We start from the raw sequence: 22,367 nt of genomic DNA, 5'->3' as shown, positions 1-22,367 counted from the left end.
AGGAAGCTGATTCATCCACTGTCCTGCTGAATGGTTATCATTTATCTGTTTGCGGCAAGAACACGGGCAGAAGGCTTCGGTTCTTTGAACATCATATAGTACATCAGTGAGGAAATCACGTATAAACTGCCTGTAATGCTGAACGTGATCGCGTAACCCCAATACGTGCCATAAGTGGTCACGAGGTAGGATTGCACGGGTCCCATGGTGGCCCATCCAATCATAAAGGCGGTCTGCATCAGTGAATTGGCGATTCCTCGGCGTTTGTCCGATACTCTGTCCACCAGAATGGCGGATTGAATCGGATTGGCTGCATTCATCAGCGCTTGTCTGAATAAGAAACTCACCGAAGCGATCAGCAGCATATTCGTAAAGCCGGTCAGCAGCAGGAAAGGCAGTGACATGACCTGGAAGATGACGACAGCTCGAACACTTCCCACCTTGGCCGCCAGTGTAGGTCCAATCAGCATGGATACAATGGTCATGATCTGACCCAACGAAATGAGCAGACTCATGGCACTTAAGGACACCGAAAAACGGTTGGTGAAATACAGATTTAAATAAGGCACAACCAGTCCAGAACCAAACCCGATTAATAATTGGGTTATGACAAATTGACCGATCAAACGGGAATCTTTCTTTTGGCTAAGAGTAACGTTCTTGCTGCCTTGTACTGCGGAATGAACGACATCCTGTTTGCCATCCGTTGCAGATGTTACAGATTCAATGACAGGTTGCGCCGGAGTATCCGCTTGTGGTGCCTTCTTATCCTCGGATACAAACAACATCGGAATAAACGCAACCAGTGTAGCTGCCCCACCTACGAACAATACCGTTTGCAAACCAGTGACTTTGGCAAGGCCAGCCGTATGAAGCAGGTCTGCAAATATGCCACCACCCAAGCTGCCGAGTACCTGAGAAGCGAGTACGAGGCAGGAGTAATAGCTGAACATCTTCAGTCGTTGACTTTTTTTCACATTCTCAGCGAGGAAGGGAATGGCCAGTACCTGAAATACGCCAGCGAAAAGTCCTGAAAATACAGCAAACCAGATCAGTCCGCTGGCAGAATAATCGAAGGAACGGCCAATCAGAAATATTCCGCTGAACAAGGCGCCGGTAATCAGCAGCCGCTTACGGCTGAAGAAATCGCCGCATAGTCCGATGGGAACAAACATAATCGCTGTCGCAAGTGATTGAATACTTACAATCTGGCCGTTCATTGTATCATTGTAGCCCAGACCCTGAATGTACAGATTGTACAAGACAGAGAACATGCCATTTCCGATCTGATACAAGATGCTTGCCAGAAAAAACAATTGAATATTGCGGGACCAGCCCCGAATTTCAGCATGAATCTGTTGTAGAAGTCTCAAGTGGTTTCCCCCAGTCTGCCTGTGCAGTGATTTTAGTTTAACAGGAATGGGGGATTTGCGGAAGAATTGACCACTGTTTATTTTGCAGTAGGGGATTCCAGCACTCGGGCAATCACGAATCCATCGTAGCCTTTAGTGCCTACAGTCTGCAGTGCGGTAGCTTCAAGACGTGGATTATCTGCAATTAATTTCAGGAATGACTGAACGCCCTGAACTCTGTTGTCCTTACTGTCTGCATTGATAACTTCACCGTCCCTGACGATGTTGTCACCAATAATCAGACTTCCCGGACGAGCCAGACGCAGCGCCCATCGCAAATAGTCTGGATTACTCGGTTTGTCAGCATCGATGAAGATGAAATCAAAGGGTTCTCTGTACTCTTCCTGAACGTCGGGAAGAGTAGTCAGGGCAGGACCTACTCGAAGATCAACCTTGTGCATAAGTCCTGCACGCGTGATGTTGGTTCGTGCCATCTCTGCATGGCGTGGATCTGCTTCCAGTGTGACGATACGTCCGTGTTCGGGAAGGGCTCTAGCCATCCAGATCGTACTGTATCCGCCAAGCGTCCCGATTTCCAACACACGAGTTGCGCCTTGTATTTGAAGCAGGAGCTGAAGCAATTTCCCTTGATTAGGTGCTACATCATGAGCGGGCAAGCCGGCTTCCGCATTGGTAAGTAGTGCCTGCTCCAGCAGGGGATCCGAGGGGATTAATAAGGTGTTCAAATAGTCGTCGACTTGACTCCAGGTTTGCTGTTGAGTAGAACCATTCACATTGTTCATCGTTACATGTTCCTTTCCGATTGCATGTATTGGATTTCATACTTCAACTATAAAGGGAACAAATACATAAATAAAATATATATTATGTATGTTAATATAACTTTAGATTATATACTTCAAATGAAGAAGGTGTTGCGGTTGAATTTGCACGGATTACGATTGTTTCATGCCATCGTGAGATATGGAGGAGTCACGCGTGCGGCGGAAGAACTCAACATTAGCCAGCCAGCGGTATCCTCTCAGGTGAAGAAGTTTGAGCGGGAATTGGGTATTCAACTATTTGCTTCGGAGGGGAGAAGACTGGTTCTTACCGATGCTGGAATGCAATTAACAGGCTACGCGGAACGTCTGTTCATGCTGGAGCAGGATGTCGAGAACTTTGTGCAGGATTTTCGTACAGGCAAGAAAGGGATGATTCGTCTTACCGCAACCTATTTGCCCTCGAATTTTCTGCTTCCGGGCTGGATTGCCCGTTTCAAGCAAATGCACGAGGATGTGGATCTGGTTGTGAGCACAACCAATACTCGGATGGCTTTTGACCAACTGCTGCGTTATGAGGCCGAGATTGCGGTTTATGGTGGAAGTGGCATTACACATTCAGGTGTTCATTGGGACGAATTGTTTGAAGATGAAATGTGGTTTGTGGTACATCCCGATCATCCCTATGCGGGAAAGGAAATTGAGCTTCGGGAGATGGTGGCAGAGCCTTTCATTATGCGTGAAGAAGGCAGCGCTACACGGGAGCGTCTGGTCTCTCTTTGCACAACAAATAACCTGACCGCTCCCCGCATTGCGCTTCAGTTCAATGGGTTGAACGAAACGATTAGTGCGGTGAAGGCAGGTTATGGAGCCAACTTTATTTCTTCTCTGGTCGTAAAGGAAGATGTACAACAGGGCAGGTTGGCACGTGTATTCGTTCGAGGTGTACAGTTGAAAAACACCGTAGCCGTCTGTACACGAGCAGGGGAAGTGTTATCTCCTGCCGCACAGCATCTGGTTGAACTCATCAGACAGGAAGCATCATTAATGAAATGAATCTCAATAATGGCATGAGAGCTAACTTTAAATGTCATCCGTCGGCGCTGCTTTGGTTGTTCCTCTGGAGTATAACCGTGCATACAGGGTGACTCCTCCAACGATCAGAACAGGTATCCAGACTGCCATCATGGGTACGTGGTGGAACAACATCGCAGCTAGAATAACGCCGCCCAAATAGATCACAACGGCACCTGCGCGAAGGTATGCATCTGCTGATAGCGCTTTGACCAGCGAGCGGATATTGGCGTGTCGCAGTCGCTGAAGGATGCTTACCGCATCCTCAACCACGGCGGCCAGATTATTGGTAAGCACGGTCGTTGAGATACCGGCAATCCCAATGCGGCGTGCCGCAGTCGTTTGCATCCCCATGGCGGTGGCCAGCATGGCAATCAGCAAATAGGATAGTTGTTCCGAATAAGGACTGATCATAGCGATGGCAAAGAGCAGAAGCAATATACTTTCTACAGTGAACACAGCTGTGACCCGGGAAGACCAGCCATTTTTCGTCTGCACATGTCCGATCATGTATGCCGCAATGGCATTACCGGCAATAAAACCAATGAGGGCAAGGAGTGCACGCAGCACAACCAATTCCTGAGCACGGGCAATCGCGATCCCCAGTAGCACAATATTACCCGTCATATTGGCTGTAAGCACATGCCCTAGTCCCAGGTATCCGATCACATCAACCATTCCGGCAGACATGCATAACAGCAGCATTGCGTACTTTTGGAGGGTATTTTGATTCATAATCATCCGTCCTTTCCAAAAACGTAACCCCTCCAGTATACATCCACAACGCATGATCCTTCAAAATGAAGTTTATGATGCAAGCCCAATTTCCCATAGCAGCAAACTTGTTTAAATCATGCCTACTCTGCAGCTAAGGTGCTGCAAGCCAGTCAAACATATTGTTCACTGCCGCCTCATGCATCCTCTCCTGAAAACGATGATCCTGTCCCCCATAAGCATGAAATGTAACGTTGGCACCTCTACGTTTCAGCCAATGATACATCCGGGTTCCATGACTGTAATTCACCTGCGTATCAGACGTGCCATGCATGATCAGCACAGGACAATGGAGTTTGTGTGCCTTCGACAAGGGAGAACGGGCGAGATAAGCTTCCGGAACTGAACGTGGCGAACCTCCAAGCACCCTTTTCAAAGTACGTCTCAAGTCGGTTCGTTCATGATAGGTGCGTTCCACATCGGCGACACCGCTCCAAAGCACCAGTTTATGTACCTGCTGAGGTCCTTCATTGTAGGTTGTTGCTGTATGTACGGCATTAATGGCTCCACGCGAAAATCCCATCATTGAAATTCGCTTCGTATCGGCAAAGGGCCACTCTTGCACAAGTCGGTAAGCGGCGTGTACATCTTCGACATCTCGTCCGCCATACTCGTCACGTCCTTCGCCACCTTCGTTACCACGATATGATGGAGCGAACACGATATAACCTTTATGGACAAATTGCTCCAGCCAAGCGGTATTTACCCCACCATAGTTGCCCAACCCACCGCGGCAATAGATCAGAACCGGCCAACGTGCATCAATACCGTCCATGGTGTGTTGTTCTACAGGAGGGTAGCGGCTTGCGAGCTGTTGCATTTGCATGGATTCTTGCGTTACGGTGAAGCCTTGGAAGGCAGGGCTGCTATGAGTGTTTTCTAACGGCGAGAAGGCGGGTAAGAAGCAGCCGTCAGGCAGGCATAAATAGCCTTTTACCCGAAGCGCATCGGACGAATACGTCACATGATAGAGCAGGGGGATCGACCTCTTTCATCGGAAATGGCGTGCCAATTGACCATGATTCTTCTTTAGGATGCGCCTAAACGAGGTTCCCATACCTTTCCTCCAGCAACAGCCGTTCGGTGCGAGAAATTCGTTTATTGGCTCCATATGATTTATAATGGTTCAGGAGACATGTGAATTGACCTCTGTCCTCGTATTTATAAAACTAACTTTAGTGTGCACGAAGAAAGGAAGAAAACCATGATGAACGCTCCACATCCGATTGATCAATTCAAGAAATTTAAATATGAAATTACGAGATTTATGATGATTTATAAATTTGCTTTGGATCAAATGGAGACCAAAATCGAGGTGCTGAAGGAAGAATTTCAGTCCCTGCATGATTACAGCCCGATCGAACATACGAAATCCAGATTAAAGTCACCTGAGAGCATCATGAACAAGATGTTCCGCAAAAATCACGAGTTAACCTTTGAAAGCATCAAGGAAAATATTAAGGATATCGCGGGTGTGCGAATTACCTGCTCCTTTATCTCCGATATCTACCGGATTAAGGATATGCTGTGCAATCAAAGTGACCTGCGTGTGCTGGAAGTGAAAGATTATATCCAGAATCCGAAGCCAAACGGTTACCAGAGCCTTCATCTTCTGGTTGAGGTGCCTGTTTACATGTCTAATGGACAGGAGCGGGCGTGTGTGGAAATCCAGATTCGTACGATTGCGATGGATTTCTGGGCGAGCCTGGAGCATAAAATCTTTTATAAATACAATAAAGATGTTCCCGAGCGTTTAACGAAAGAACTGAAAAGTGCAGCAGACTCTGCCAACGCACTGGATCAACAAATGGAGAGACTGCACCGGGAGATTCAGGAGATCAAGGACGCCGAGAATGAGCGGGATGAAGAAGAACTACGCCGTATTATCATTAACAATCAACAGTTCACGCTACCTTCCAACCTGCTCAAGCTGTTAGGAAACGGGGAACAATAAGGAAACGTGAACTACCGCAGGGAAAGGAATATGTTATTCATATGAAAAGTACACCAGCTTCATTAAGCACCAATTCTACATCCCGTGTACGTATGGCATTGATTCTGGGGACACTGTCGGCCTTTGGGCCGCTGTCCCTGGATATGTATTTGCCAGCACTGCCTACACTGGCCGATGAATTCCAGTCATCCACTTCTTATGCCCAGCTCAGTCTAACGGCATGTATGGTCGGACTGGCCGCAGGGCAGCTGCTGGCTGGACCTCTAAGTGATGTACGTGGTCGTCGTGCGCCGCTGATTGCAGGTCTTATTCTCTATACGATCGCCTCCATACTCTGCCTGGTCAGCCCAACGATGGGCTCTTTTGTTGCGCTGCGTTTCATTCAGGGTGCAGCGGGAGCTGCGGGAATTGTCATTTCGCGTGCAGTGGTGAGGGATGTGTATTCCGGGCCGGAACTAACACGTTTCTTCTCCCTCTTAATGCTGATTAATGGGGTCGCACCGATTGCTGCACCAATTATCGGTGGGCAATTGCTTGCGTATACGTCGTGGCGCGGTGTATTTATTTTGCTGAGTATCATCGGGGTTTTGACTTTAGTTGCTGTCGTGGTTGGTCTTGGAGAGACACTGCCTGCAGAGCGACGATCTAGCGGAGGACTGAAGCAGACGCTGATTACATTCCGCAAAATTGCAGGGGATCGCCTGTTCATGGGATATGCTTTAACCCAAGGGTTTGTATCTGCTGGTATGTTTGCCTACATATCGGGTTCGCCGTTCGTGCTTCAGAAAATATATGGCATTTCCCCGCAAATGTTCAGTATCTGTTTCGCCATTAACGGTCTGGGCATCATATTGGCAAGTCAGATTGCCGGAAGACTTGCGGGTAAAGTATCTGAAACTCGTCTGTTAATCGCAGGACTGATAACTGCTGCTCTGGGAGGAACATCGCTGCTCATCGCCATTCTGGCAGGAGGTAATCTGATTTCGGTCCTGATCCCGTTATTTCTCGTGGTATCCAGTGTGGGGCTGGTCAATACGGCTTCCTTCTCACTGGCGATGGCTAATCAAGAGAAATCAGCAGGCAGTGCATCAGCACTTATTGGGGTTATGACGTTCCTATTTGGTGGTATTGTCGCTCCGCTTGTAGGTCTTGGAGGAGAAGGCACAGCTGTGCCAATGGGCATTGTAATCGCTTGTGCGGATCTTGGTGCATTGCTGATTTACGTTGTTATGGTAGGCAAGAACGGTAAACGTCAGGGTAAAAAACGCCTGGCGTGAAATGTATTGCATTGTTGCTGTGATTAGATAAATGCTTGCTGATAATAAGAAATAATGTAGCCATAAAAAAGCGCTCCAATTGGAAGGTTCTGTCCTCCAACTGTGGCGCTTGTTCTATGTTTGAACGTGCTTTAGCAGAGAGCAAACAAAATCTGTGTATTGAGAAGGATACCTGGAGTCAGAAACGGATAGAAGTAACCGATGACAAAACCGAACAGATTGGTGGATGGCCACATTAAGTAAACGTCATTGTATGTGAACACGAGAGACCAGCGGTTATAACAGAAATTTTGCAGTACACGTTGCTCAGGATCACGAGGCGTTGCTACTCCTGATTGAGCAAATTGAACAGCCTGGGTCAGATTCTGTGGTTGTTGCTGGATAAATAGCGGTAGAAGACCAGGGCTGCTTTTGATCAGGTTATACAGAAAAACCATCTCAGCCGGGGGCTGACCTACCGGGCGTGGATAAGCGCTTAGAAGGGTAGGCAGATTACCTTGTGATAGCTGAGCGGGCACCCCCGGTGCCGTACCGGGTACGCCCCCAGGAAAGTAAGGAGGTTGACCGCCACTACCTCCGCCGGGAATGAATGGGGGATAGGAACCTGGTGATCCCGGAAAACCTGGCATAGGCTGACCTCCTGGAGCGCCTCCTGGGAATAGTGGGGGCAATTGAAACGAACGATCCTCATCATATCCTGAATAGATGTTATAAACGTAATCCATGTACGAACATCCTTCCTGTCATCGTATTCTGGAATTAGCTTATGGCGGCATCCGCCTAAATGTGAATTGTTCGAATGAAGGGCTTTCGACCTTAAAAGGCAAAAGCTGCATTGACAACTTCGTTGATAACAATTATCATTGTCAATGGAATTGGACAAAAGTACATACCAGTATTATATGCACGAATAATGTATAAACGTCTAAGTCTGTCATAACAACTCATTCCATTGAGGTGTTCATATTGAAAGGGGATAGTCACTTGTTTAAGAAAAATAAAAAAATGGTCATGCTTCTGATCACTGTAATGGTCATGTCCATCTGGCTGGCAGCATGCGGATCGAAGCCAGCAGACAACGGTACAGCAGCAGGAGAGAACAATACAGCAACGGAGACAGAGACACAGACAGAAGCTCCGACAGAACGTACATTGACAGATGCAATGGGTCACGAAGTGAAAATCCCTGCAAATCCGGAGCGTATCATCGCTTCGTATCTGGAAGATAATCTGGTTACACTTGGCGTTAAGCCAGTTGCCCAATGGTCCGTAGCCAACGGAATCCAGGAGTATCTGCAAAAAGATCTGGACGGCATTCCAACGATTGCCTTCGATCTTCCTTTCGAAGCAGTAACAAGCTTCAACCCGGATCTGATTATCATCGGTTCCGAAAGTGTGGTTGAAGGCGAGAAATACGCACAATACAGCAAGATCGCGCCTACTTATGTACTTGGCGACGAGGTCAACAGCGACTGGCGCAAAGCGCTGCTGAAAATCGGCGAAATTCTGAATAAAGGCGATGAAGCACAAAAAGCGTTGGATGATTACGAAGTGAAAGCCACAGAAATCAAGGAGAAAATCAATACCGTTACAGGTGGAACGAAATCGGCAGCGGCCATTTGGTTGGTTAGCGGCAAATTCTTCATCGTAAGTGACAATGTATCCAGTGGTGAAGTGATGTACAAGGAACTGGGTCTTGCTGAGCCTGAAGTTGTGAAAGAAATCTCTGCTAATGCGACAGGTAACTGGTCTTCCATCTCGCTGGAAAAATTGGCAGAAATGGATGTAGACTACTTGTTCTTTGTGAATAGTGATGAAGGTACTGGTTCAGAAGCACTGAAAGATCCGGTATGGCAAAGCATCCCAGCAGTGAAAAATGGTAACTTATTCGAATTTACCCGTTCGAGCAGCTGGTTGTATAGTGGAGTTCAAGCGAACCTTCAAATTATGGAAGACATTCAGAACAGTATTTTAAAATAATAGATATCAAATCCGAATGTGTATACTCCTTGGTGCGATGAGCACCAGGGAGTTTTTTGTGATTTCAACATTTTACGATATATAATAACTAATGAAGTGAAGCTCGTGATTATCGTTTTACAATTACGGAAGGGGATAGCTAATGATGCATACTTTGGATCCGCGAGAATTGTCGGGGAGAGATAACTATAAACTGATGAGTGGTTCGGTAGTACCGCGCCCAATCGCATTTGTGACAACACTTTCTCATGATGGCAGCGTCATTAATGCAGCGCCCTTTAGTTTTTTTAATATAGTCAGCTCTGACCCGCCGATATTATCCATCTCCATCGGTCGCAAGGATGGCGTTATGAAAGATACGGCTCGCAATGTGCTTTCCTTGCAAGAACTGGTAGTACATATCTGTGATGAATCGATCGCTCTTGACATGAACGAGACTGCTGCCATGCTGGAGCCCCACGAAAGTGAGCTGGAACGGACAAATCTAACGACTGTACCAAGTACGGTGGTCTCCGTACCAGCAATACAGGAAGCACTCATTCGGATGGAGTGTAAGTTGTATCAGCATATACTGATATCGAACGATGAGGGAAAACCTGTGAGTGATTTGCTTCTGGTTCGCATTGTACAATACCATTTCAGTGAGAACGTGTATGATCCTGCCACCAAATATATATTGATGGATCAGCTGAAACCGATTAGCAGACTGGCTGGAAATGACTATGCCAAACTTGGCGAGAGATTTACGGTGGTAAGGCCGGAGTAGCAGTGGAGCAGGCTGAACGATCTATTGAAGAATGGGTCCGGATAAGATAATAATAATCGTCGTTTAATAAGGCGGACAACATGTGCGGAATTCGCATATGTTGTCCGCCTTTGCTTGTTTCGTGAACATAAAGGGGGCAAGCCCTGAATAGACTTGTACTATATCCTGCACATGTGACAAGAACCCATTTATATATAAGGAGGTTGGAGCCGATGAACCAACTTGATGGAACCGTAGCCGCAAGTATCATAGGAATTGGAACGGCATTGCCTGTTCACCGCATTGAGCAAAAGGATGTGTCTGCTCGGCTCGCACAAGCGCTGGAGCATGAACCGGATTCCAGACGATGGGCCAAGCGAATATTCAACCAGTGTGGTGTCGAGACGCGTTATTCATGTGAGCCGAACCTGCTGGAGCCAGTAGAGTCTTGCCGTTATCTGCCCTTTACCCAGGCGGAGAACGTTCCGACCACTGCCGAACGTATGGCCAAATATAAGGAAGCAGCCGTTCCGCTTGGAATCCAGGCAGCGCGTCAGGCACTCGAGGATGCCATCGTTTCGACTTCAGAGATTACACATCTCATTACCGTCAGTTGCACAGGGCAATTCCTGCCCGGTCTCGATGTTCGGCTGATTCAGCAGCTTGAACTATCGCCGCGTATTAACCGGATTCCGCTTGTGTTCCAGGGATGCGCCGCTGGTCTGAAAGCTGTACAGTTAGCAAATTCAATTGTGACGAGTGAGAAAGACGCTACAGTTCTTATCGTATGTGTGGAGCTGTGCACCCTTCATTTTCAGCCTTCCGCTAAGCGGGATGACCTGTTCGCAGCCTCCTTCTTCGGTGATGGCGCATCTGCCTGTGTTGTGGGCCTGTCCGGAACAGGACGCAAAGAACTGTTCAGATTGGGTAGCGGGCATTCCGTGTTGCTGCCAGACTGTTCGGAAGAGATGATCTGGGAAGTGGGCAATACCGGCTTCGATCTGTATCTCTCGCCACAGATTCCGAAGCTGCTGGGTTTACATCTTGGTCCAGAGGTTGAACGATTACTGAACGGCAGCGATCTACCAGAAATCTGGGCGATCCACCCCGGAGGCAGAGGCATTGTGGATGCGGTGCAGAAGCTGTACCAGCTGTCAGATGAACAGGTCGCTTACAGCCGAAACATTTTACGGGATTATGGAAATCTATCCTCTGTGACGATTTTGTTTGTTTTACAAGCCATCCGCGATGATTATCGTAAAAATGAAGAAGCTTCCAGCGGAATAGCACTTGCATTTGGACCGGGATTAACAGCCGAATTGCTTCCTTTTACTTATGTTCCTGCATCCGTCGAAGAAAGAGAACCAGTGAATCAAGGCGCAATTTAAAAGAAACGGAATTACCAATCTGATAGCAGAGGAGCTTGGGTATGGGTTATCGCAGCCTTGCTGTCCTCATTAGCCGATATCCGCGGTTCATCATTCTCTGCTGGGTGTTTGTCATCGGGATGTCAGCCATCTGGGCATGGAAATTGCCTGGTATTGTTCAGGATCATGGATTGAACTTGAACCAGGGAGATGCTCATGCAGTAGAGCTTATTCTGGAGAAAGAGTTCCATGTTCCTGCTGATCCGGTTATTCTTTTATTTGAAAAAAAGAAAGGCACTACCCCCGCCGAATACCGAGGCTGGATTAAAGATCGTCTGCAACAGGTGCGCACACTGTCAGGTGTAACGTCCATAATTTCTCCGCTTGAAGCACGTGGAAGCCGGATGCTGCGGGGGGATGTGGCCTATGCTTTGCTGGCGTTTGATGTACCGCCTCACAAGATGGGTCCGCCGCTTGAACAGCTGCGTTCCGTGCTTACAACAGACGGTCCTGGAACGATTCAAATAACAGGGAAATCCGTTGTACAGCAGGATGTAAATCGTCTCAGTTTTCGCGATTTGGAACGGGCAGAGGTTGTGGGCTTGCCGCTTGCCTTCGTCATTTTGTGTTTTGCATTCAGAGGTCTTTATGCAGCGCTGATTGCAGTCATTATGGGAGTATCCGGCGTCATAACGGCAATGGGAGTTACATCCCTGATGGGTTACCATCTGGCGCTCTCCAACTTTGTGATCAACGTTATTCCGATGGTGGGAATGGCGCTCAGCATAGACTTTGCTCTGATAATTCTCAGCAGATACCGTGAGGAACTCCAGCGAGGTCAGAATAGCGAAGAAACAGGTACGAGGGCCGAGGAAGTTCTCCAGAGAATGCTGCGAACAGCAGGAAGAGCCGTATTCTTTTCTTCTGCTTGTGTGTTGTTAGGGCTGCTCGGTCTGCTCTGGATTAGACTGCCGATGTTTCTGAGTGTATCCCTGGGAGCCATTGTCGTGCTCGTCATATCGGTCCTGCTGAATATAACACTGCTGCCAGCCATTCTATCCCTCTGTTCTGTGCGAATCTTTAGACAACATTCCGGGAATTCCATCTCTTCAAAGCAGGGCCAGCATCAACAATCATTGCCTTCACGTTCGATCTGGTCATTCTGGTCAGGCATGATTATGAAACGGCCAGTTCGGATGGCGCTGCTTGGAACGGGTGCGCTGCTTCTCTTTGTTCTACCGGTTGCCCGGTTAGAGATCGCCATTCCGGATGCTTCTTCCTTGCCTGGCAGAATGGAGTCTCGCCAAGCGACTGAGCAGATCCAGAGCATTTTCGGACAAAAGAACGTCTCTGCTGTAGAGATTGTAATTGGTGGAACGGGAGAGCCGTTGACCACATTTCATTGGCGAATGGCGTTGAGTAAAATGCAAGAGCTTCAGCAGGATTCGAATGTGGTGGCTGTTGAGTCCGCATGGGGGATCATGCTGCCGGACAAGCTCTCAGGCCAATCTCAATCTTATATTCAATCTCAAATGAACATCTTATCACCATCTTTGCGTGAAGCACTGAAAGAAACCACATCTCAGCCGCCTGCATGGCTGCGTTCATATGTGTCCGACTACTCTATTCGTATTGTGGCTACTATTCACGGAGCACCGGGTTCCGATGAGGCTGCATCCTGGCTCGAACAGATAAGGGCAAAGGACAGCGCTAACTCCATTCCCTTCATACCTCTGCGTTATGGGGGAGAAGCAGTCATGCAACATGAAATCATGCAAGAAGTTTCAGGTCAACTGCCCAAAGTGCTGGTGTTTGTTGTGGTATCGAATTATCTCGTATTATTCGCAGCATTCCGGTCACTGCTCATTCCAATCAAAGCCATTCTGATGAATCTGCTCAGCTTGGCTGCTTCATTCGGCGTGCTCGTACTGGTCTTTAATCAGGGCCATTTTGGCATGGAGCCATCTGCCATTGCCATTATGATTCCCGTGTTCATTGCTGGGCTTGTCTTTGGTATTTCGATGGACTATGGCGTATTTATGCTGACCCGCATCCAGGAGGTATATAGACGAACAGGGGATAGTGATCTGGCCGTACAGCAAGGACTGGCTTCAACCGGACGTCTGATTACATCGGCGGCGGCGATTCTACTGGCAGTGACTGTGCCTTTTGCGTTTGCTGACGTGGCGGGTGTCAAACAGCTGGGAATCGGAATTACAGCGGCGGTGTTCATTGATGTAACCATTATCCGCCTGGTGCTGGTACCTGCACTTATGAAATTGATGGGCAGATGGAACTGGTGGCTACCAGGGCACAGGGAATAAAAGGTCGGATTAAGAAGGATGTTCTCGGAGCCTGAAGATCAGGTATGCGAGGATATCCTTTTTTTCATCAAAATAGTGTGAATTCAGCCCAAAACAGGCAATAATGTTCAATTCACCGACTGTACCGTGATTTATAATAGACTGGACAAGTCCAACATATATTTTTTTACATACGTCTATCATTTGAATCCACAGGAGGGATGAACGGTAATGTCGGATATTGAATCTTATCTGCAAAAACAAACAAGCCCGCGTGGACGCTCCGCGTACCAGACGGGTCAATCTCTTGAGCAATGGCGCAGCCAGTTGCGAGCACGGATTATAGATCGGCTGGGTGGTTTCCCATCCGTGGTGGCGGAGCTGAATCCCGTATTGCTCGAACGCACCTCATGTGATGGCTACATTCGTGAGCGGGTTGAGATTACGACCTACGCGGGGTTGCGCATGCCTATCTATATGCTGATACCGAATTTAGTAAGCGCTACCAAAGAATCACGCCCAGCCATTATAGCCTGCCATGGACACGGGTATGGTAGCCGGGAGATCTCCGGCATGGAACCCGACGGTTCACCCCGTAGAGGAGAGCCTGGCTTGCATAAAGACTTCGCCGTCGCCCTTGTACAGCGTGGATATGTGGTTGCCGCTCCAGAATTGCTTGGATTTGGTGACCGAAGGCTGGAGGAGGATCGGGATGCACCACCCGGCGCTAGCTCCTGTACCAAAATTGCCGCCCATCTGCTCATGACTGGGCAGACCCTGGCCGGGCACCGAATCTATGAAACGATGCGTTTGCTGGATTACGTAACTACCCGTCCTGAAGCTGATCCAGTGCGGATCGGCAGCATGGGCATCTCGGGTGGTGGACTCGTGACAGCATTCACTGCTGCATTGGATGAACGGTGCCGTGCGGCTGTGGTGAGCGGTTACGCTAGTACTTTCCAGGGCAGCATATTGGACAGAAATCATTGCCTCGACAATTATATTCCAGGAATTCTGCGGGAAGCAGAGCTGCCGGATATCATAGGTCTGATCGCACCCAGGCCGCTATTTATTGAAGCTGGAAGTGAAGATCAGGTATTTCCGCTGCCAACAGCAAAAGAAGCCTATGCACGTTTGACAGAGATCTATGAACAGGCGGGAGCACAGAAATGGCTCGATGCAGACTTTTTTACAGGAGGCCATGAGATCAGCGGAGGGAAAGCCTATGACTGGCTTGATAACGTTCTGTAAGGCAATCATACAAATGAACCTTTGAGAGGAGAGTTTAGTTATGAAATGGTCAAAATCCGTGCGGTATTTGCTCTGTCTTACCCTGTTTACTAGTCTGATTGGAGGTGCTCTGGCAGCTAATGGCGGACAGGTCGCCCAAGCTGCGGCGAATGAGTACAAATTTGATTTTGGTGCTGGTGCAGTTGAGAATGGTTACACTGGTGTATCAGCAACGGAGGCCTACAATTCAGCAAAAGGTTATGGATTCAATACACCTGCTAATATGCGTAATGTATCTGCATCTGGAACGGGCGTTGCAAGTGATGCCGTTCAGTTTGTCACCTTTGGCACGAAGAGTACGAATACGTTTAATGTGGATCTGTCCAATGGTCTCTATGAGGTAAAAGTGGTCCTGGGTAATACTGCAAGATCGAGTGTGGCGGCAGAAGGCGTATACCAGATCATTAATATGACGGGGAATGGGGCGACCGATCAATTTCAAATTCCGGTGACGGATGGACAGTTAAATCTACTGGTAACAGAAGGGAAGGAAGGCACGGCATTTACACTCAGCGCACTTGAAATCCGGAAAATATCGAATCAGACGGTGACGAACCGTACGATCTATATTGGTGGCGATTCGACGGTCTGCAATTACTATCCACTCAGCAGCAGTGTACAGGGTGGCTGGGGACAGCTTTTTCCTTCCTACGTGAATACCAGTACATTTCAGGTTCGCAATATGGCCTCTAGTGGTCAATTTGCAAGAGGTTTCCGCGATGATGGACAGATGGAAGCGATTTTGAAGTATATTAAGCCAGGAGACTACTTTATTTTGCAATTAGGGATTAATGATACCAACGCCAAGAACAATACAACCGAAGCAGAGTTCAAGGAGATCATGCGTGACATGGTCCGTCAGGCCAAAAATAAAGGAGCCACCGTCATTTTATCGACGCCTCAGGGTCGGGCAACTGATTTCAATTCAGCCAATGTGCATACTGCGGAGAATCGCTGGTACAATGCATCTACACGTGCACTGGCTCAGGAAGAGGGCGTGACGCTTGTAGAACTGAACAAACTCAGTTCGGCTTATTTCACTTCCATTGGACCGGCTGCAACACTGGCCTTGTATATGACAGGAGACACGCTGCATCCGAATCGTGATGGTGCTGCCCAGCTTGCACGAATCGTTGCTGCTGATCTGAGAAGGCAGGGACTAAATGGATTTTGAATGGATTAAATATAGCTTATTTCCGCTACTCCACGAACATAGATTGGACTAAGCTAAATCGTATAGTCAAAAACACCCCCGGGACGGCCACGTAATATACGGCATGTCCCGGGGGTATTTGATTATAAACCAAGTGACTATTCTATCATATCTTTGGCTTCATGGTTGACCTTTTTACCTTTCAAGAGTGGTTCAAGTTCATCCTGTACACTTTGTTCCCATAGGGGTACGTCTGTACGATAGGCAGCCCGTCCGTTGAGATGACCGGCTACCGGTGCCGTGATAAATACAAACACAATGCCAAGCAATACCCGAGCACTGATATAGTTATCGAAATACCAGAAGAAGAGAAACGTTCCGCTCAGTACACAAAGTACGCCGAGTGTAGTGCTTTTGGTGGCGGCATGCGCCCGTAAATATACATCTGGCAGTCGGATCAGTCCGAACGCACTAAATGCGCTCAGTAATGCTCCCAGCAAGACAATGAGCCCAATGACAATGCCGGCGGTTCCATCAACGATCTCCTTCATTTTTGAATACCGCCCCCCGTTCAATGTATCGTGCAAATGCAACTGTGCTTAGAAAAGCGAGAATGCCGATCAACAGAATAATATCCAGATAAGCTTGGGTATGAAGCATCATGGATAAAACAGCAACGATGGCAATGACATTAATACCGATCGTATCCAGTGCCGTAATCCGGTCGGCCATTGAGGGTCCCCGCAGGACCCGGTACAAACAACCAAGGATCGCGAGGGAGAGAATAAGCAAGGAAATGAACAACAGTGAGGATAACATTATCGTGTCACCTCCATAATGGCTTTTTCGAATGTATTTTTGATATCATCACTCATTTTCTGTTCGTCTTTGATATCCAATGCATGAATAAATAATTTGCGTTGATTCCCTGAAATTTCGAGTGGAAGGGAACCTGGTGTCAGTGAGATGAGCAGACAAAGGAGTGTAACTTCCCAGTCAGAGGACAGCTGTGTCTGATAGGTAAATATGCCGGGTCGAATATCAAGCTTCGGCTTCACAATCTGGCGAATAACTTCAATACTGGCCCGCACCAGCTCCTTGAACAGTAAGGCAATCAGCTTGATGATCGCCCAGATACGAACGATATAGAAGCGTTGCGGAAAGAACCGTCGCATGCTTCCAATCAGTAGCAGACCCAGCAGATAACCCGTGAGAAAGCCAACACCATTCCACGCATTATTCAGAAACATCCATACAAAGGCAATGATCAAATTAAGTACAATCTGAAAGGCCATACGCATCTACTCCTTCAAGACTGCATCAATATAAACATTGGGATGCAGCAGAATGTCGCCTGCGCGGGAGGTCAGTTGGAACATACCCTCAGCCCCCACACCCATTGCGATGATGAACACAAACAGAATTCCGGCAGGGATGAGCAGGCCGTTCACGGCATAAGGTCTTCTCACTGCGCCTGCTGGCGGTTCACCCCAGAACGCCTGGATGAAGATGCGAAGAACCGAATACAACATCAGCAGGCTGGAAAGGACGGCAATGCCTGTCAGTCCGTACAGACCTGCCTGCAACCCGCCTTCAAATAACAACAATTTCCCAGGAAATCCACTGAACGGCGGAATGCCTGCCAGAGCAAGTGCGCTGATAAAGAACATCCAGCCAAGCAGTGGATAGCGGTGAATCAGCCCGCCCATATTGTCGAGTTTGGAGGTGCCTGCGACCGCGATCAGAGCGCCCCCGAGCAGGAATAGCAGTGTTTTGATGAGCATATCATGCAGCATGTAGAAGAGAAGACCTTCTAGCGCAGGCCGGCTGGCAGCAGCCATCCCGAAGGCTACAAATCCCACCCCTGCTATCACGTTGTAGATCAGTATTTTATTGACGTCACGATAGGAAATCGCCCCGATTACTCCGAGTACCATAGTCGCTCCAGCCATCCAGCCGATAAGGGCATGGAAGAAATCCGGATCATGATAGAAAATCAGTGTGAATGTTCGCACAATGGCGTACAGGCCAACTTTGGTCAGCAAACCGGCGAATAGGGCGGTGACCACTGCCGGAGGGGCTGCGTAAGAGCCGGATAACCAGAAGAACAGGAACAGTCCGGCTTTGATACTGAATACGATCAGGAACAGGACAGCGATCAGGGTGATGACTCCACTCTGTCCGACTTCAGCGATTCGATTAGACAAGTCGGCCATGTTTAATGTGCCGGTAACAGAATAGAGAAAGCCAATAGAGGCTACAAAAAGCGCTGAAGAGACAATGTTAATCAAGACATACTTGATCGTTTCCCGTAGTTGTCTTTCCGTACCTCCCAATACGATTAGTGCATAAGAGGAGATAAGCATCAATTCAAAGCAGACAAACAGATTAAACAGGTCTCCGGTAAGAAACGAACCGTTCACGCCTGCAATCAGGAAATGAAAGAACGGGTAAAAATGATGTTCTTCCCGTTCCTTGTTTATACTGCGGAAGGCGTAGAGTAGACACGCTAACGCAATGATCGAAGCGGCTACAACGAGCAAAGCCGATACCATATCTGCAACAAGTACAATACCGTAGGGTGGTTCCCAACCTCCCATATTGAGTGTCTGTATGCCGGACTGTGTCACTTGGGTGATCAAGACTGTTGAAGCGGCTGCGGTCAGCAAAAGGCCAATAACACTCACAACCCGCTGGATGTTTATCCGCCGGAAGAATAGAAGGGCTATAACCCCGGTAATCAGTGGCAGCAGAATGGGCAGAACAACGAGATTATTCATAAGGACGCCCCCTTACTTCTTCCATATCGTCTGTTTTCAGCTTCAGATAGGAACGATAGGAGAGTACAAAGAAAAAGGCGGTAAGTCCGAAGTTAATGACAATGGATGTTAATATCAACGCCTGGGGAAGTGGATCGACATAGCGTTCAGCCTGCTCCCCAAGCAGCGGTGGTGCTCCAGTTTTGAGACGGGACATCGTAATCAACAGTAGATGCACCCCGTGAGTGAGTATGGACATGCCAAGCACGATCCGGAGCAGGCTCCGCGATAAGATTAAAAAGACGGCGACTGCAAACAAAATGCCAACGGCCACACACATCAATATTTCCATATCAGCGATCCTCCCCGATCTGTAGAATGATATTCATGGTGACTCCCAGGACGGCGAGATAAACGCCGAGGTCAAACAGCATTGCGGTTGCAAGTTCTGTTTCTCCGAGTATTGGAAGATCGAAATAACCAAAGGTCTGACTCAGGAAGGGTACGCCGAACAAAAACGAGCCTGCTCCAGTCAATAAGGCAATGCCCAGCCCGATGGCCGTCAAGGTGCGAAAATCGATAGGTAACGCTTTACGTACAGTATCTGTACTGAACGCCAGTGCAATTAACACGAGACCAGCGGCGGTCACCAGACCGCCAATGAACCCGCCACCCGGGTTATGATGCCCTGCGAAGAACAGATGCAGCGCGAAGGTCAGAATGATAAAGACAACAACCTTGGTCGTTGTTTGCAACAATACATCGTTGCTTTGCAGTGGTACGGTATCCCAGGTTGATGAGCTGCGTTCACGGTTGCCATATTTTTTCGTATTGTCCGCTTTGTCATCCGTATCTTCTTCGGTTTCTTCAGTCTGTTCTTTCTTGCGGAATTTCAGTCTTGCGCCAAGGTCCTTCGCTTCAAGATTCAGATTAATCATGGAGTAGATGGACAACGAAGCTACCCCAAGTACCATAATCTCCAGTAGGGTATCAAAACCACGGAAGTCCACCAGTAACACGTTGACGACATTTTTGCCGCCAGCCAAATTGTAACTTTCCTGAATGAAAAAGTCGGAAATGCTCTCCAGTGACGCGGTTCCGCTCGCAGCTAATGCAACAAAGGTCATGACCACGCCTACGGCAATGGCAACAATCATATTCACACTAAGATAGCTGCGGCTTGATTTGCCTCGTTGCAGTTCAGGCAGATGATAGAAGCAGAGCAGGAACAGTGCAACGGATACCGTTTCGACAATCATCTGGGTCAATGCCAGATCCGGCGCTCGGAACAGCACGAACAGTAATGTGACGAGATAACCCACTGCGCCTGTCATAATGACTGCCGATAGTCTGTTCTTGGCAAAAGGGATCGAAACCGCTGCTGCAATCAGTGCGACGAGCAGTACTGCTTCATAGAAAGAAAAAGGGGCGTTGCCCTTGAAATTCCAGGTGATATTTTCCCCCGAGCGGAAAAAAGCATAAACCAGCAATGCAACGGTGAACGAGAAAATATATACCAGGTAGTTACGAACCGAGCCATTCATGTAGGCTTCTGTCCATTTGCGTGCATAATGCTGAAGATTATCGAGCACGACATGGTACATATTATTTATCGTTAATCCTTGCGGATAGTGCTTATAAATAGTTCTCCAGCGCGGCAGCAGTTTGTACAATATAATACCGAGGGCGATTACACCGATGGTCATGAGTAATTCCGGTGTAATGCCATGCCATAAGGAGAAATGAACATCAAAGTGCTCATTTCCGTTCAGCAGTGATGGAAGTACAGCAGCCATCGCCGGTTCAATTAATGATCCAGCCAGCAGATTCGGGAATAGACCGAATATGATCACGAGTATCCCCAGAATAACCGGAGGAATCAACATGCCAACGGGAGCTTCATGCAGCTTCTCGGCAGGGATCTCGCTGCGGGTGCGACCAAGAAATGTTTTGAACACAATAATAAGCGCATAGATCAGAGTGAACACACTTGCGAGCCAAGCGAACACAGGCAAGAGTATGCTCCATGATCCGAGTCCAAAGATGCGGAGGTGTGTTACTTCCACCATAGCCTGGAAGAACAGCTCCTTGCTCAGAAATCCGTTAAACGGCGGAATTCCGGCCATGGCGAGTGCTCCGACGAGCGCTACCGTAAAGGTTACTGGCATAAAAGAAGCAAGTCCGCCGAGTTTCCTTATATCCCGCGTTCCTGTCTCATGATCCACAATGCCAACGACCATGAACAGTGCCGCCTTGAAGGTAGCGTGATTGAACAGATGAAGCAATGCTGCCGTAATGGCAACCGTGTACATCGCGGAGGATTCGCCATATCCGAAATAGATGGCTGCCGAGCCAACGCCGAGCAGGGACATGATCAAACCAAGCTGTGAGATGGTAGAATAGGCCAGGATTGCCTTAAGGTCATTTTTTTTCACGGCAAGGAATGATCCATAACACAGGGTGAGTAGTCCAACCCCGGTGACAAGCCAGAACCATAATCCCTGTCCACCAAAGATGGGTGTAAACCGGGCTACGACATACAGTCCCGCCTTGACCATGGTCGCCGAATGCAGATAGGCGCTGACCGGTGTTGGAGCTTCCATGGCGTCAGGCAGCCAGATGTGGAACGGGAACTGCGCCGATTTTGTAAAAGCCCCAATCAGTATCAGCACAAGAGCAGGCAAGAATAGTGCACTGTCCTGAATCTGTCCCCATTCCGTAATGGTTGCACGGATGCTGAACGTGCCTGTCATGAGATACATCAGCATGAATCCGGCAAGCATGGCGAATCCGCCAAAAACGGTAATCAGGAACGACTTTTGTGCGCCCGAAGTGGATGCATTGCGTTTGTAATGAAAAGCGATCAGGAGAAAGGACGTAATACTGGTCAACTCCCAGAATCCATACAACACAATCATATTGTCTGACAGCACCACGCCAAGCATGGCTCCCATAAACATCAGCAGATACAAATAAAAGCGGTTTAAGGCTTCTTTGGTATCCATGTAGAAAATGGAGTAGAGCACCACCAGTGTTCCTACACCGGTGATTAACAATGTCAGCAGCAAACTTAGACCATCCAGATATAGATTAAATCCAATGTCCAGTGACGGAATCCAGGGGATATACCCGGATACCGTATTCCGCTGAGACACGGCGGGTACAAGGCTCGCAAAATAAACAAATAATAGGACCGGGACAAGTAAAACCAGCCATCCCATATGTATTTTACGGAAGAAACGATGCAGTATGGCAAGTACAATACCAGCGGCAAAAGGCAGAATCACAGCAACATGAAGCAGGCTCAACATTACACCCCCAATGACTGAATTTCTAATGCTCTTTGTTGTGGCAAACCGTGCTCATATGGCTCTGTGAGCATGCTTGCTCTCTATATTCATAACCCAAGTATGTATATACAGAATCGTGACTATTCTTTGAATGGAAGAAACACGGTGTGAATAGCGTTCCCATATTGTATGGATATGTATAATGAAAAAAGACATTATTTCCGATATAGATGAAAACGAATAGGTGACATCCCGTAATTCTTAACA

20 protein-coding genes are annotated in these 22,367 nt (G+C 48.0%); 9 read left to right on the top strand and 11 right to left on the bottom strand.

The genetic code is table 11. The features are described from left to right. Positions 1–41: 41 nt before the first annotated feature. Complete coding sequence (locus gpAD87_RS13605; protein ID WP_064638861.1) at positions 42–1,373, bottom strand: MFS transporter; 1,332 nt, start codon at positions 1,371–1,373, stop codon at positions 42–44. A gap of 77 nt (positions 1,374–1,450) precedes the next feature. Then, positions 1,451–2,155, bottom strand: coding sequence for an O-methyltransferase (locus gpAD87_RS13600; protein ID WP_064638860.1), 705 nt, complete (start codon positions 2,153–2,155; stop codon positions 1,451–1,453). A gap of 138 nt (positions 2,156–2,293) precedes the next feature. Here gpAD87_RS13600 and gpAD87_RS13595 point away from each other — a divergent pair, with 138 nt between their 5' ends. After that, a complete protein-coding gene (locus gpAD87_RS13595; protein WP_064638859.1) occupies positions 2,294–3,190 on the top strand; it encodes a LysR family transcriptional regulator in 897 nt (298 codons plus the stop codon). A gap of 27 nt (positions 3,191–3,217) precedes the next feature. On the opposite strand, the gene gpAD87_RS13590 is transcribed toward gpAD87_RS13595, so the two are convergent. Both gpAD87_RS13590 and gpAD87_RS13585 read right to left on the bottom strand, forming a co-directional pair. Further along, on the bottom strand, positions 3,218–3,943 hold the full coding sequence (locus gpAD87_RS13590; RefSeq protein WP_231952552.1) for a YoaK family protein: 726 nt from the start codon (positions 3,941–3,943) through the stop codon (positions 3,218–3,220). A gap of 133 nt (positions 3,944–4,076) precedes the next feature. Continuing rightward, complete coding sequence (locus gpAD87_RS13585; protein ID WP_082935123.1) at positions 4,077–4,946, bottom strand: alpha/beta hydrolase family protein; 870 nt, start codon at positions 4,944–4,946, stop codon at positions 4,077–4,079. A gap of 243 nt (positions 4,947–5,189) precedes the next feature. Between gpAD87_RS13585 and gpAD87_RS13580 the strand changes: the two genes are divergently transcribed. Both gpAD87_RS13580 and gpAD87_RS13575 read left to right on the top strand, forming a co-directional pair. Then, on the top strand, positions 5,190–5,936 hold the full coding sequence (locus tag gpAD87_RS13580; protein ID WP_063563616.1) for a GTP pyrophosphokinase: 747 nt from the start codon (positions 5,190–5,192) through the stop codon (positions 5,934–5,936). 41 nt (positions 5,937–5,977) lie between these two features. Next, positions 5,978–7,213 (top strand): multidrug effflux MFS transporter, encoded by a 1,236-nt coding sequence (locus gpAD87_RS13575; RefSeq protein WP_064638856.1) that lies wholly within the window; start codon positions 5,978–5,980, stop codon positions 7,211–7,213. A gap of 131 nt (positions 7,214–7,344) precedes the next feature. On the opposite strand, the gene gpAD87_RS13570 is transcribed toward gpAD87_RS13575, so the two are convergent. Then, positions 7,345–7,842 carry a hypothetical protein gene (locus gpAD87_RS13570; RefSeq protein ID WP_197521418.1) on the bottom strand — a complete coding sequence of 166 codons (498 nt, stop codon included), beginning with the start codon at positions 7,840–7,842 and terminating at the stop codon, positions 7,345–7,347. Between the two features lie 355 nt (positions 7,843–8,197). Here gpAD87_RS13570 and gpAD87_RS13565 point away from each other — a divergent pair, with 355 nt between their 5' ends. The 6 genes from gpAD87_RS13565 (at position 8,198) to gpAD87_RS13540 (ending at position 16,072) form a co-directional block, all read left to right on the top strand. Beyond that, a complete protein-coding gene (locus gpAD87_RS13565) occupies positions 8,198–9,193 on the top strand; it encodes an iron-hydroxamate ABC transporter substrate-binding protein (protein ID WP_231952550.1) in 996 nt (331 codons plus the stop codon). Positions 9,194–9,338: 145 nt separating this feature from the next. Further along, positions 9,339–9,959, top strand: a complete 621-nt coding sequence (locus gpAD87_RS13560; RefSeq protein ID WP_064640913.1) for a flavin reductase family protein — start codon at positions 9,339–9,341, stop codon at positions 9,957–9,959. 212 nt (positions 9,960–10,171) lie between these two features. After that, complete coding sequence (locus gpAD87_RS13555) at positions 10,172–11,326, top strand: type III polyketide synthase (protein ID WP_064638854.1); 1,155 nt, start codon at positions 10,172–10,174, stop codon at positions 11,324–11,326. 41 nt (positions 11,327–11,367) lie between these two features. Next, positions 11,368–13,629 carry an MMPL family transporter gene (locus gpAD87_RS13550; RefSeq protein ID WP_064638853.1) on the top strand — a complete coding sequence of 754 codons (2,262 nt, stop codon included), beginning with the start codon at positions 11,368–11,370 and terminating at the stop codon, positions 13,627–13,629. A 210-nt stretch (positions 13,630–13,839) separates the two neighbouring features. Further along, positions 13,840–14,859: an alpha/beta hydrolase family protein gene (locus gpAD87_RS13545; RefSeq protein ID WP_064638852.1), complete on the top strand. Its 1,020-nt coding sequence runs from the start codon at positions 13,840–13,842 to the stop codon at positions 14,857–14,859. Between the two features lie 40 nt (positions 14,860–14,899). Continuing rightward, complete coding sequence (locus gpAD87_RS13540) at positions 14,900–16,072, top strand: rhamnogalacturonan acetylesterase (protein ID WP_064638851.1); 1,173 nt, start codon at positions 14,900–14,902, stop codon at positions 16,070–16,072. Positions 16,073–16,209: 137 nt separating this feature from the next. Here the strand turns inward: gpAD87_RS13540 and mnhG are convergent, their stop codons facing one another. From mnhG to gpAD87_RS13510, 6 genes are read right to left on the bottom strand one after another with little or no spacing between them, the layout of a single operon-like run. Continuing rightward, positions 16,210–16,602 carry a monovalent cation/H(+) antiporter subunit G gene (gene mnhG, locus gpAD87_RS13535; RefSeq protein WP_064638850.1) on the bottom strand — a complete coding sequence of 131 codons (393 nt, stop codon included), beginning with the start codon at positions 16,600–16,602 and terminating at the stop codon, positions 16,210–16,212. After that, positions 16,586–16,870, bottom strand: a complete 285-nt coding sequence (locus tag gpAD87_RS13530) for a Na(+)/H(+) antiporter subunit F1 (protein ID WP_053782045.1) — start codon at positions 16,868–16,870, stop codon at positions 16,586–16,588. Before gpAD87_RS13530 ends, mnhG begins: the two co-directional genes overlap by 17 nt. Continuing rightward, a complete protein-coding gene (locus tag gpAD87_RS13525; RefSeq protein ID WP_064638849.1) occupies positions 16,870–17,346 on the bottom strand; it encodes a Na+/H+ antiporter subunit E in 477 nt (158 codons plus the stop codon). Before gpAD87_RS13525 ends, gpAD87_RS13530 begins: the two co-directional genes overlap by 1 nt. Before the next feature lie 6 nt (positions 17,347–17,352). Then, positions 17,353–18,831 (bottom strand): Na+/H+ antiporter subunit D, encoded by a 1,479-nt coding sequence (locus tag gpAD87_RS13520; protein WP_064638848.1) that lies wholly within the window; start codon positions 18,829–18,831, stop codon positions 17,353–17,355. Further along, positions 18,824–19,162, bottom strand: a complete 339-nt coding sequence (locus tag gpAD87_RS13515) for a Na(+)/H(+) antiporter subunit C (protein WP_024631879.1) — start codon at positions 19,160–19,162, stop codon at positions 18,824–18,826. The genes gpAD87_RS13520 and gpAD87_RS13515 overlap by 8 nt, the downstream gene beginning before the upstream one ends. Before the next feature lies 1 nt (position 19,163). Beyond that, the gene (locus tag gpAD87_RS13510; protein ID WP_064640911.1) at positions 19,164–22,118 is read right to left on the bottom strand and encodes a Na+/H+ antiporter subunit A; all 2,955 of its coding nucleotides are present in this window, start codon (positions 22,116–22,118) and stop codon (positions 19,164–19,166) included. Positions 22,119–22,367 lie beyond the last annotated feature (249 nt).

The organism is Paenibacillus sp. AD87 (assembly GCF_001659845.1).
In the GTDB taxonomy this organism is placed as follows: domain Bacteria; phylum Bacillota; class Bacilli; order Paenibacillales; family Paenibacillaceae; genus Paenibacillus; species Paenibacillus marchantiae.
The sequence above is the reverse complement of the archived record's forward strand: the minus strand, read 5'-3'. Positions and strand labels throughout refer to the sequence as shown.